Source organism: Candidatus Eremiobacteraceae bacterium, assembly GCA_035710745.1.
Lineage (GTDB): Bacteria > Vulcanimicrobiota > Vulcanimicrobiia > Eremiobacterales > Eremiobacteraceae > JANWLL01.
Window position 1 is genome coordinate 146,097 of sequence record DASTCX010000016.1, and the last position, 11,164, is coordinate 157,260.

Genomic DNA, 11,164 nt, shown 5'->3' on the forward strand with positions numbered 1-11,164 from the left:
CGTAATCCTTTCCTGACCGCTCTAGACGAGCGCGTGCTCGTGTTCGACGGTTCGATGGGTGCGACGCTTTCCGCGCTCGGGCTCACCGCTGCCGACTACGGCGGCAAGGAAGGCTGCATCGATCACCTATCGCTGACGAAGCCCGAAACGATCCTCGCGCTCCATCGAGGCTTCTTGGACGTCGGCGCGGATGCGCTCGAGACGAATACGTTTCAGGCGTCGCGGCTCAAGCTTGCGGAGTTCGGTCTTGGCGATCAGGTGCGCGAGCATAACATCGCCGCTGCTCGCCTCGCGCGTCGCGCCGTCGAGGAGTTCGAACACGACAATGTAGTAGGCCGAGCGAAGCTCGGCGATCTCTTCGTCGTTGGTTCGTTGGGCCCGACCGGGATGCTGCCATCCGCAGACGACCCGACATTATCGACCATCAGTTATCACGAGCTGTTCGACGTCTATCGCGAGCAGGCGGACGCGTTGCTCGAAGGCGGCGTCGATGCGTTCATCATCGAGACGCAGCAGGATATCTTGGAGACACGCGCTGCGGTGAACGCGTGCGCTGCTGCTGCCGCGGGTCACACCGCCCGCACCGGCGCGCCGCGCGCCGCAGTCATGGCGTCCGTATCGCTCGACACGCGAGGACGCATGTTGCTCGGGACCGATATCGCCGCAGTATGCGCGATCCTCGAAGCGCTGCCGTGCGACGTCGTCGGCCTCAACTGCAGCACCGGGCCGGAATACATGCGCGACGCGATCCGGTACCTGTGCGAGCACTCGTCGAAATTCGTCTCGTGCATCCCGAACGCCGGCATTCCGCGCAACGAGGGCGGTCGCGCCGTCTTCCCGCTCGGGCCCGAGCCGATGCGCGATGAACTCGCTTCGTTCGTCAAAGATTTCGGCGTCAATATCGTCGGCGGATGCTGCGGTACCGGACCCGAACACATCCGGCTGCTCGTCGAAGCGGTGCACGCGTTGAAGCCGCGGACGCCGCGCGCTCATTCCGGCCGCGACGAAGAGGTCGCGAGCGCGATGACCGCGCTGGCGCTGGCGCAAGAACCGCGGCCGATGATCGTCGGCGAACGTCTCAATACGCAAGGGAGCCGCAAGGTGAAGCGGCTTCTGCTCGACGGCGACTTCGACGGTCTCGTCGCCGTCGCGCGCGATCAAGTCGCAGGCGGAGCTCATTGTCTCGACCTCTGCACCGCCCTCACCGAGCGTGAGGGCGAAGACGAGACGATGGCGACGCTCGTCAAGCGTCTCGAGCTCTCGGTCGAAGCGCCGCTCATCATCGACAGCACGGAAGCGAAGGTCATCAAGCGTGCGCTCGAGACGAATCCGGGCCGGGCCGTCATCAACTCGGTGAACCTCGAGAGCGGCCGCAAACGGATCGACGACGTGCTTCCGCTCGCGCTCGAGCACGGCGCCGCAGTCATCGCGCTGACAATCGAGCAGTCGATCGGCATGGCCAAAACGGTCGATGCGAAGGTCAAGGTCGCCCGTCAGATCGAGGCGATCTGCTGCGGCGAGTACGGCTTGCCGCGCGGCCGGCTAGTCTTCGACGTGCTGACGTTCACCCTCGCGACCGGCGAGGCCGAGTTCATCGACGCCGGCGTCAATACTATTGAAGGGATCCGCGCCGTGAAATCGGCGCTGCCTGGCGTGCTCACGGTGCTTGGCGTGAGCAATATCTCGTTCGGCTTGAACGCGGCGGCCCGCGCCGTCGTCAACAGCGTCTTCCTCTACCATTGCGTCGAGGCGGGTCTCGATCTCGCGATCGTCAACCCGAAAGACATCACGCCGTACGCGCTCATCATGCCCGATGAGCGGTCGCTCGCCGAAGACCTCATCTTCAATCGACGGCCCGATGCGCTGGCGCGCGTCATAACGCGGTACGAGGGCGTCCGCGCCGGATCGAGCGACGGCGCGGCAGCAGCGGAGGAAGACGACTCTGCGTTGCCGGTCAACGAACGGATCCACCGGCGGATACTCCATCGACGCAAGGACGGTATCGAAGCGTTGCTCGATGAGGCGCTCAAGATGCAGACGCCGGTCGAACTGCTCAACGGATGCCTGCTCGGTGCGATGAAAGATGTCGGCGACAAATTCGGCGCGGGCGAGCTCATCTTGCCGTTCGTGCTCCAGTCCGCCGAGGTGATGAAGAAGGCCGTCGCCTATCTCGAGCGCTTCCTCGAGAAGGACGATGCGCGGACGAAGGGCGTCGTCGTGCTCGCCACCGTCTTCGGCGACGTCCACGACATCGGGAAGAACCTCGTCCACACGATCCTCGCGAACAACGGCTACACCGTGCACGATCTCGGCAAGCAAGTGCCGCTCCATGCGATCATCGAGAAGGCGACCGAGGTGAACGCCGACGCGATCGGCCTTTCCGCCCTGCTCGTCTCGACGTCGAAGCAGATGCCGCTATGCGTCCAGGAGCTGCATCGCGAAGGCTTGCGCTATCCCGTCATCTGCGGCGGTGCGGCGATCAATCGCGCCTACGTGTCGCGCATCGGGTTCGTCGAGGAAGACCGGTACTACGATCCGGGTGTCTTCTACGCGAAAGATGCCTTCGAAGGGCTCGCGATCATGGATCGCCTCCGCGAACCGGGCGAGCGCGAGCGCCTGCGATCCGAGACGGAATCGGATGCCCGAGCGGCCGTGGCTAAACGGGCGGCGCGGTCGGCGTCGCGTGTCGGAGACGGTGAGGTCGCACGGCGTTCGGGCATCCGTCGGGACGGCGCGATTCCCAAGCCGCCGTTTTGGGGCGCGCGCGAGATGCGCGATATCCGTCTCGCGGACGTCTTCCGATGCATGGATCTGCGTTCACTCTATCGGTTGCAGTGGGGCGCGAAGAGCGCGAAGGGCGAACAGTGGCGCCGTTTGCTTCGCGAGGAGTTTCGTCCGCGGCTTGACCGCATGCGGGCCGAAGCGCTTGAAACGGGCTGGATCGCGCCGCGGGCTTTGTATGGATACTTCCCTGCGGCCGCTGACGGCGACGAACTCGTCATCTTCCAGCCAAACGACGCGACCGTCGAACTCGCGCGCTTCGCTTTCCCGCGGCAGCCCGACAGCCCGTATCTTTGCATCGCCGATTATTTCGCGACGATCGATGGCGAGCGCCGCGACGTCGTCGGCTTCCAGGCCGTCACGGTCGGGTCGCGCGCGTCCGAACGGTATGCGGGATTGCACGAGCGTGGTGAGTACGCGGAAGCGCTTTACGTGCACGGGCTCGGCGTCGAAGCAGCCGAAGGGTTAGCCGAACTCGTCCACCGACGGATCCGCCGCGAGCTCGGGCTCGTGCCGGGGCAGGGGCGCCGCTACTCATGGGGCTATCCGGCGTGCCCGAACGTCGAGGATCACGCGATCTTTTTCAACATCATGCCGTGTGAGAAGATCGGCCTCGAGATGACCGAGGGCTTCGCGCTCGTGCCCGAACAGTCGACGGTGGCAATCGTCGTACACCATCCGGAAGCGACGTACTTCTCCGCCCTCGGCGCCGGCGTCACCGTCGGAGCGATGTAATCTTCGTATTTGGGAGCGGTCGAGCTTTAGCTCGACCGGTGGCGCCTTGAAATGTTGCGGTCGAGGCGGTCGACCGTAAAGGTCGACCGCTCCACTTCAAACGTTTCAGGAAATACCGCGGCGGTCGAGATAAATCTCGACCGCTCCCTATCAACCCTTGCTACTTACCTAGGATTTGGCGGGCGATGACGATGCGCTGGATCTGCTGCGTTCCTTCGTAGATCTGCGTGATCTTCGCATCGCGCATCATGCGCTCGACCGGATACTCGGTCATGTAGCCGTAGCCGCCGAGCAGCTGGACGGCGTCGGTCGACACCTTCATAGCGACGTCGCCGCATTTGAGCTTGCATAGCGCGCCCCAATACGTGACATCGTCGGCGCCTTCGTCGCACTTGCGCGCAGCTTCGTACAGCAGAAGGCGAGCGGACTGCACGTCGAGGTCCATGTCCGCGACCATCCACTGAAGACCTTGCTGCTTCGACAACGGTTTGCCGAACGCGACGCGATCCTTCAGATATGCGGCGGCGAAATCGAGCGCGCCCTGCGCGATGCCAAGGCCTTGCGCTGCGACTCCCGGCCGCGATTTGTCGAGCGTCTTCATCGCGATCTTGAAGCCTTCGCCTTCGGAACCGAGGAGACGATCGACCGGGATGCGGCAGTTGTCGAGCACGACCTCGTTGGTCGGCGAACCCTTGATGCCCATCTTGTGCTCGACCTTGCCGAGCTTGAAGCCGGGATCGTCGGTGCGGCAGATGAACGCGGAGATACCCTTCGGTCCGAGCTCTTTGTCCGTCATCGCGAAGACGATGCAGATGTCGGCGACCGCGACATTCGTGATGAAGACTTTCGTGCCGTTGAGCACGTATGAATCGCCGTCGCGGACGGCCGTCGTCCGCATGTTCGCCGCATCCGAGCCCGACGTCGGCTCGGTGAGCGCGTACGAGGTCATGAGCTCGCCGGTGGCCATCTTGGGCAGATATTTCTTCTTCTGCGCATCGGTGCCCGCGATCATGATCGGCAGCGCGCCAAGTTCCTGTACGGCGATGATCAACGCTGAGGAAGCGCATGCTTTCGCGACCTCCTCGACGACCTTCACATAGATAAGGAAGCTGCCGAGTCCGCCGTACTCTTCAGGGAAGGGCACGCCGAAGAGGTCGTTCTGCGCGAAGAGGTCGCGGATATCTTTCGGATACTCGCCTTTCGCGTCGATCTCGGCGGCCCGCGGCGCGACTTTGTCGCGCACGAGCTTGCGGACCGTGTCCAATATCATCTGCTCGGCTTCGAGCAGCTCGGCATTACGTTCTGGTGCTAGCATGTACGATTTTTCGGGAATCAGAAGGCCGGAGCCTGTCATCCAGGCGCCGGCCTCGCGTCGGTCATTCGTTCGAACCGGTCTAGTGCGCGTTCAACGCTAAGGACAGCTGCTGGCGCGCCCCCACGAGCTCCTGGACGGCCTTCGCCCGGAAGCCGTCGTAGTCGTGCTGATCCTTTTGAAGCATGTCGATCGCACGCTCGACGTAACGGCTCACGTACGAGATGTTCTGATCGCTGTTGAACTGCCCTCGCGTGAAGAACGTCTCGAGGTCTTCATCACCCGGGGCCGCATGGGTCGGGAGCACGCTGTCGCGGTCGCGATCTGAATCGTGTTCGAGCGCAGACGTGAGGTCGGTCTGCGCGTGTTCGATGTCGGTCACTGCCGCCGCGCGGTGACCGTGATAATCGTGCGCGTCATGTTGGAGCATGTCGACCGCGCGGTTGAGGTACAGTCGCGAGTAGCGAAGATTGTCGTCGCTCGCGCCGCCGCCCATCGTGCCGCCGTGCGCCGAGAAGTACTGCAGCGCATCGGTCAGCTGGTCGCGCGCCGCGCCGAGCGCCGCGATCGCCTTCACCCGGAAGCCGCCGTAGTCGTGCGCGTCCTGCTGGAGCATCGTGATCGAACGCTCGACTATCGTCCGCGTGTGCTCGATATTCTCGTTGCTCGCGAACTGGCCGCGTTCGAACGCCGCGATGTCCGTGTCCTGCGGTCTGGCCGTCGTCGGGATGACCCTATCGTCCGGGTCTTTGTCGTACTGGAGCGCGGACGTCAGATCAACCTTCGCGGTGTTCAGGTCGCCGATCGCGGCGACGCGATGTCCGCCGTAGTCGCTCTGGTCGTGCGACAGCATGTCGAGCGAACGTTCGATGTATGCTCGCGTGTAGCGCAGGTTTTGGTCGCTGGTCATATTCGTGTCGGCGGACGCCCTGCCCGTCGACGCGATCAGCGTCGCCAGCGCGGCGACGCCCACGATTGCCGCCTTGAAGTTCATGTCGATATCCTCCGTGCCGTATTGAAACGGATCGCGAATGGCCCTGGGGTTGCCCATGGGAGAAACTCGAATTATCTTGCCCGCTTAGAGGGCGGGCGAAACAGTGGCCGGGGCGCGGGGGTCAGAGGCGACGCTGGAGGTCTTCGATTTCGTCGAGCAGGCGGAGCACGACGTCGACGCCCGCGAGGTTGACGCCGCAGATCGTGGTCAGGCGCTGGATGCTCGAAAGGCGGCCGATATCGTCCACGGTGTAGAAGCGGACCTCGTTTATGACCGTCGGCCGCAATAGACCCGCGCGCTCGTAACGAACGAGCGTTTCGGGCGTGACGTCGAACTGTGCAGCGACCGCGGTGATCGCGTAAAGCTCCTGCGTATTGGAATCCATCAGCGCGCCTTCGCGAGTTCGGCGAGCTCTTTGAAGAGCTCGCGCTCGCGCTCCGTCAGCATCGTCGGGACCTGCGCCGACAATCGCACGTACAAGTCGCCGGACCCGCCGCCCGGCTTCGGCATACCCTTGCCGGGAATGCGCAGCACGCGTCCGTTTTGCGATGCGCTCGGCACCTTGACGTCGATGCGGCCGGTCATCGTCGGCACGGTCACTTCGCCGCCGAGGACGAGCGTGTAGACGCTCACCGGCTGATCGACGTGCAGGTCGTCGCCGCGCCGCTCGAACGCCGGATCGGCGCCGACGCGGGCGATGAGGTAGAGGTCGCCGCTCGGCGCGCCGCCGACGCCAGGGCCGCCCTGGCCCGTGAGCCGGATCCGCTGACCGTCGCGGACGCCGGCCGGAATCGTCACGTCGAGAGTCTTGATCGTCGGAATCGTGCCGGCGCCTCGGCATTGATGACAAAGTTTGTTGTCGACGGTTCCCGTGCCGTGGCAGCGTGGACACACCGTCTCCGTCTGAAGCGAGATCGATCTGACACCGCCGGAGAACGCGTCGCGAAGCGAGAGCGGCAGCTCCGACTCGACGTCGGACCCGCGCATGCCGCGCGTCCTGCGACCGCCTGACGGCGAGCGGCCGAGCCCGCCGAAAAACGTCTGGAAGAACTCGGAGAATCCCGAATCGCCGAGGTCGTCGAAATCGAAATGGACGTCGCCGGCAGACGGTCCGTTCGGTGCCGAATATCGCGCGCCCGGCGCGGTTCGCGCGCGCTGCTGCCAGTCCGAGCCGAGCGAGTCATAGGTCTTGCGCTTTTCGGCGTCACCTAAGACTTCGTAGGCTTCGGAGATGTCTTTGAACTTCTCTTCGGCCTGCTTCTTGCGCGTCGGGTTGACGTCCGGATGCCACTCGCGCGCGAGCTTACGATATGCGGACTTGACCTCTTTGGCGTTCGCCGTCTTCGGCACGCCGAGGATCTTGTAGTAGTCCTTGTATTGTACCGGCATTTATTAAGGCCGCGGCGGTCGAGCTAAAGCTCGACCGCTACATTCAAAGACGGCATTAGTCGCGCTTGGAGACGATCACTTGCGCTGGGCGAAGCACGTCGTCGCCGATGCGATAGCCGCGGCGCGCTTCGTCGAGGACGGTGCTGTCGGGAACCGAGCCGTCGGGGGCGGTGCCGACCGCCTCGGAGACGGCGGGATCGAACGGTTTTCCGAGCGTCTCGATAGCCCGCACGTTTTCACTTTGGAGGACGGCCTCGAACTGCTTGACCGTCGCGAGCAGTCCATCGACGATCTGCTCCGGCGGCGTGCCGCGCGTGCGGAACTGCAGTGCGCGCTGGAGGTTGTCGAGCGCCGGCAGGAGCTTGCGCAAGACCTCGCGGCGTCCGGCATCGGAGCGCGTCTGGTAGTCTCGCTCGGTCCGCCGTTTGTAGTTGTCGAAATCGGCCAGCGCGCGCAAGTAAAGCGCGCGCTGGTCGTCCGCCTGCTTGCGAAGCGCGGCGAGCTCTTCGTCGCGCTTCCCGTCGTCGCTCGGCGCGTCGTCGATGCCGGGCATCGCAGCCCCGGACAGGGAGTCGAACTCGTCGTACGGATTCGTCTCGGCCATGCCGGGCTTAATGCTCCTTGAACTCGGCGTCGATGACGTCGCCTTCGGGCGCGCCGCCCGTCGCGGCGCCCGCGCCCGCCGGTTCACCAGCGCTTCCGTTCGTCGAGCTCGTGCCGTCGCTCGTCGACGTCGAGCCGTCGCCCGCCGAACCCGCCTGTTGGTAGACGACTTGCGCGAGTTTGTACGATGCCTCTTGCAGCGTCTCGGTCGCCTTCTGGATGTCCTCGGGCGAGCCGGTCTTCAGCAGGGAACGCAGGTTGTCGAGCGCCTTCTCCGTGTCGGCCTTCTCGCCGCCGGAGACTTTGTCGCCGACTTCCTTGAGCGTCTTCTCCGTCGTGTAGACGAGGCTGTCGGCGCGATTGCGGATGTCGACCGCCTCGCGCTGCTTGCGATCGTCTTCCGCATGCGACTGCGCCTCGCGCACCATCCGGTCGACCTCGTCTTTGTTGAGGTTGCTCGACGAGGTGATCGCGATGCGCTGCTCTTTGCCGGTGCCGAGATCTTTCGCGCTCACATGCGTGATGCCGTTCGCATCGATGTCGAACGTCACTTCGATCTGCGGCACGTTGCGCGGTGCCGGCGGGATGCCTTCGAGCCGGAAGCGGCCGAGCGTCTTGTTGCCGGCCGCCATCTCGCGCTCTCCTTGGAGAACGTGTATGTCGACCGACGTCTGTCCGTCTTCCGCAGTCGTGAACGTCTGCGACTTGCGCGTCGGTATCGTCGTGTTCCGGTCGATGAGCTTCGTCATGACGCCGCCGAGCGTCTCGAGTCCCATCGAAAGCGGGGTCACGTCGAGCAGCACGACGTCGTGCACTTCGCCCGACAGGACGCCGGCCTGGATCGCCGCGCCGACCGCGACGACTTCATCCGGGTTGACGCCTTGATGCGGATCTTTGTGCGTGAGCGACTTGACGAGCTCGACGATGGCCGGCATGCGCGTCGCGCCGCCGACGAGGACGACTTCGTTCAGGTCTTCGATCTTGAGCTTCGCGTCCGCGATCGCTTGCTCGAACGGCTTGCGGCAACGCTCGGCGAGGTCGGCCGTCAGCGATTCGAACTTCGCGCGTGTCAACGTGTAGTCGAGGTGCTTCGGACCGTTCTGGTCGGCGGTGACGAACGGCAGGTTGATCGACGTCTGGAGCATCGATGACAGCTCGATCTTCGCCTTCTCGGCGGCTTCCGTCAAGCGCTGAAGCGCTTGTCGATCGCCCCCAAGATCGATGCCCTGGTCCTTCTTGAACTCCGCGACGAGCCAATCGACGATACGCTTGTCGTAGTCGTCGCCGCCGAGGTGCGTGTCGCCGTTGGTCGACTTCACTTCGAAGACGCCGTCGCCAACCTCGAGGACGGACACGTCGAACGTGCCGCCGCCGAGATCCCAGACGAGGATCGTCTCGTTGCCTTTCCGGTCGAGTCCGTAGGCGAGCGCGGCGGCGGTCGGCTCGTTGATGATGCGCAGGACGTCGAGACCGGCGATGCGGCCCGCGTCCTTCGTCGCCTGGCGCTGCGCGTCGTTGAAGTACGCGGGCACGGTGATGACCGCTTGCGTCACCTTCTCGCCGAGGAAGGTGCTCGCGTCGTTGACGAGCTTTTGCAAGACCATCGCCGAGATCTCTTGAGGCGTGTAGTTCTTCCCGTCGATCGTCACTTTGTGATCGGTGCCCATATAGCGTTTGATCGACGAGATCGTGCGGTCGGGGTTCGTGATCGCTTGACGCTTCGCCAATTGTCCGACGAGCCGTTCGCCGCTCTTCGTGAATGCGACGACCGACGGCGTGAGCCGGCTGCCTTCCGCATTCGTGATGACCGTCGGCGTCGTGCCCTCCATGAAGGCGACGACCGAGTTGGTCGTGCCGAGGTCGATGCCTACGACTTTTGCCATGTTATTCGATAGCTCCTAATGTGAGATTCCTGGGAGCGGTCGAGATTTATCTCGACCGGCCTTGAGTTAACCTTGTTGTACGCTGAACTGGTTCTCGTCGCCCAGCGTGACGTCGACGGGCTGCAAGTTGCCCTGGCGCCAGACGAGCAGCGAGACCTTCTGTCCGACTTTCATGTTCTTGACGGCGTTCGTCACGTCTTCGGGCTTGTTGACGGCCTGATGGTTCAGCTGGACGATGACATCGCCCGCTTGGAGGCCGACCTGATCGGCCGGGCTTCCAGGAACGACGTTGCCGACGACGACGCCGTTCTTGCCGCCATAGTTGAGGTAGTTGCGGATCTGCGTCGTCAGCGCGCCGAGCTGCACGCCGATGAACGGATGCGTTTTCGCGACATACGTTCCGCTCTGGATCTCCGCGAGGATCGGCTGTGCGTTCGACATCGGTATCGCGAAGCCGATGTTCTGCGCGCCGGCATCGACGACGGCGTTGATGCCGACGACGTGGCCCGTATCATCGATGAGCGGGCCGCCGGAATTGCCGGGGTTGATCGGCGTCGTTATCTGGATCATGTCAGGATAGTGGATCGCCGGGAGGCCTTGGCCGCTGGCGGTGATGCCGGTGCGATGGACGCTCGCGACGATGCCGAAGCTGACGGAGTTCTGAAGTTCGATCGGCTCGCCGATCGCGAGGACGAACTGGCCCTGCTGGAGCTGCTTCGAGTCGCCGATCGGCAGCGCCGGCGGCAGATCATTGCCGTGGATCTTCAAGATCGCGAGGTCGTCTTGGATGTCGGTGCCGACGACTTGCGCATCGACTTTGCGGCCGCTCGCCAGCAGCACTTCGACTTTGTCGGCTTTGAACACGACGTGGCCGTTCGTAGCGACGTACGCCGTGTCGCCGTCGCGCTTGATGACGAAGCCGGAACCGGAGCCCTGCTGCGTGTACGGCTGGCTCTCCGGCATCTGATTGCCGAAGAACTGGCGGAAGAACGGGTCGTTCATGAACGGGAACTGCTGCACGCCGTGCACCGTCGACTTGATGAGGACGACGGATGGCTCTGCGTTCTTCACCGCAGCGATGATGCGCTGTTCGAGGTCGGGATCGCCGACATTGTGGATCGCCGACGCCGAAGCCGTATACGACTGATCGGTCGTGCTGTTGTTGAGTATCTTGCCAGGCACGCAAGCGACGATGACCGCGCCGACGAGCACGCCGAGAAGGCCGACGAGGAGAAATCCGATTGAGGTGCGGGTTGAGGGTTGCATTGCGGGTATCTACTCCTGACGCGTGTTGGGCCGCGCGGTCGCCGGCTCAGGAAGCCGGTGCCGTGGCAGCCGAGGCCCTTATGACTTGTACCTATCTTTGGAGGCGAAGAAAGGTTCCGCTTCCGGGTGGCATACCAATTCTCGTTCCGCGGAACGGGATAGCGACGGGCTAGGCCGCGGGGACGTTCGATTAGCACTATA

At 63.8% G+C, this 11,164-nt stretch carries 8 protein-coding genes; 1 reads left to right on the forward strand and 7 read right to left on the reverse strand.

The window, feature by feature from the left end:
• Positions 1-39: 39 nt before the first annotated feature.
• Positions 40-3,516, forward strand: coding sequence for a homocysteine S-methyltransferase family protein (locus tag VFO25_06380; GenBank protein ID HET9342521.1), 3,477 nt, complete (start codon positions 40-42; stop codon positions 3,514-3,516).
• 160 nt (positions 3,517-3,676) lie between these two features.
• On the opposite strand, the gene VFO25_06385 is transcribed toward VFO25_06380, so the two are convergent.
• The 7 genes from VFO25_06385 to VFO25_06415 form a co-directional block, all read right to left on the reverse strand.
• Complete coding sequence (locus tag VFO25_06385; GenBank protein HET9342522.1) at positions 3,677-4,831, reverse strand: acyl-CoA dehydrogenase family protein; 1,155 nt, start codon at positions 4,829-4,831, stop codon at positions 3,677-3,679.
• Between the two features lie 79 nt (positions 4,832-4,910).
• Positions 4,911-5,879, reverse strand: coding sequence for a hypothetical protein (locus VFO25_06390; protein HET9342523.1), 969 nt, complete (start codon positions 5,877-5,879; stop codon positions 4,911-4,913).
• Positions 5,880-5,943: 64 nt separating this feature from the next.
• On the reverse strand, positions 5,944-6,207 hold the full coding sequence (locus VFO25_06395; GenBank protein HET9342524.1) for a MerR family transcriptional regulator: 264 nt from the start codon (positions 6,205-6,207) through the stop codon (positions 5,944-5,946).
• Positions 6,207-7,211 carry a DnaJ C-terminal domain-containing protein gene (locus VFO25_06400; GenBank protein ID HET9342525.1) on the reverse strand — a complete coding sequence of 335 codons (1,005 nt, stop codon included), beginning with the start codon at positions 7,209-7,211 and terminating at the stop codon, positions 6,207-6,209. Before VFO25_06400 ends, VFO25_06395 begins: the two co-directional genes overlap by 1 nt.
• A gap of 55 nt (positions 7,212-7,266) precedes the next feature.
• A complete protein-coding gene (locus VFO25_06405; protein ID HET9342526.1) occupies positions 7,267-7,815 on the reverse strand; it encodes a nucleotide exchange factor GrpE in 549 nt (182 codons plus the stop codon).
• A 7-nt stretch (positions 7,816-7,822) separates the two neighbouring features.
• Positions 7,823-9,697, reverse strand: a complete 1,875-nt coding sequence (gene dnaK / locus VFO25_06410; GenBank protein HET9342527.1) for a molecular chaperone DnaK — start codon at positions 9,695-9,697, stop codon at positions 7,823-7,825.
• A gap of 66 nt (positions 9,698-9,763) precedes the next feature.
• On the reverse strand, positions 9,764-10,963 hold the full coding sequence (locus VFO25_06415) for a trypsin-like peptidase domain-containing protein (protein HET9342528.1): 1,200 nt from the start codon (positions 10,961-10,963) through the stop codon (positions 9,764-9,766).
• Positions 10,964-11,164 lie beyond the last annotated feature (201 nt).

Excerpts from the sequence above, each read along its gene's own strand:
- VFO25_06415 (HET9342528.1), bottom strand. The coding sequence starts at position 10,963 with ATGCAACCCTCAACCCGCACCTCAATCGGATTTCTCCTCGTCGGCCTT.
- dnaK (HET9342527.1), bottom strand. The coding sequence starts at position 9,697 with ATGGCAAAAGTCGTAGGCATCGACCTCGGCACGACCAACTCGGTCGTC.
- VFO25_06405 (HET9342526.1), bottom strand. The coding sequence starts at position 7,815 with ATGGCCGAGACGAATCCGTACGACGAGTTCGACTCCCTGTCCGGGGCT.
- VFO25_06400 (HET9342525.1), bottom strand. The coding sequence starts at position 7,211 with ATGCCGGTACAATACAAGGACTACTACAAGATCCTCGGCGTGCCGAAG.
- VFO25_06390 (HET9342523.1), bottom strand. The coding sequence starts at position 5,879 with ATGGGCAACCCCAGGGCCATTCGCGATCCGTTTCAATACGGCACGGAG.
- VFO25_06395 (HET9342524.1), bottom strand. The coding sequence starts at position 6,207 with ATGGATTCCAATACGCAGGAGCTTTACGCGATCACCGCGGTCGCTGCA.
- VFO25_06385 (HET9342522.1), bottom strand. The coding sequence starts at position 4,831 with ATGCTAGCACCAGAACGTAATGCCGAGCTGCTCGAAGCCGAGCAGATG.